Annotated in this window: 1 pseudogene; it reads left to right on the top strand. The window is 42.6% G+C overall.

Annotation, left to right across the window (positions count from 1 at the left end):
• Nucleotides 1-265, top strand: a pseudogene (locus tag A3712_RS27080) (helix-turn-helix domain-containing protein); the annotation flags it as partial.
• Between the last annotated feature and the right edge of the window lie 87 nt (nt 266-352).

Below are 352 nucleotides of genomic sequence, written 5' to 3'. Positions count from 1 at the left end.
GCGTGATCGTCGAGTATGCGACCGTATAAAAGCTGTCTTGCTAGCTTCCGAAGGATGGAGCCTAACCATGATATCTCAAGCCCTTTGTATCCATGAATCTACAGTTGCTCGTCATCTTAGTGATTATGCTCTATCTTAAAAAAAACTTAAACCTGAGAATGGCGGGAGCCAGAGTCTACTTTTTGATACTCAGACGATGCAGCTCATCGAGCATTTGACTGAGAAAACCTACTTTCATACGCGTCAAATCATTACTTACGTCGAAGATGGTAAACCAGATAACCAAGACAACTTATTCGCTGGGAACCAAGCGGTAAGAGTGAGGCTTTGAAAAGAGATCCGAAAAAAACAC

The organism is Vibrio sp. HI00D65, from assembly GCF_001635455.1.
Lineage (GTDB): Bacteria > Pseudomonadota > Gammaproteobacteria > Enterobacterales > Vibrionaceae > Vibrio.
This window is presented reverse-complemented; position numbering and strand designations above follow the sequence as displayed.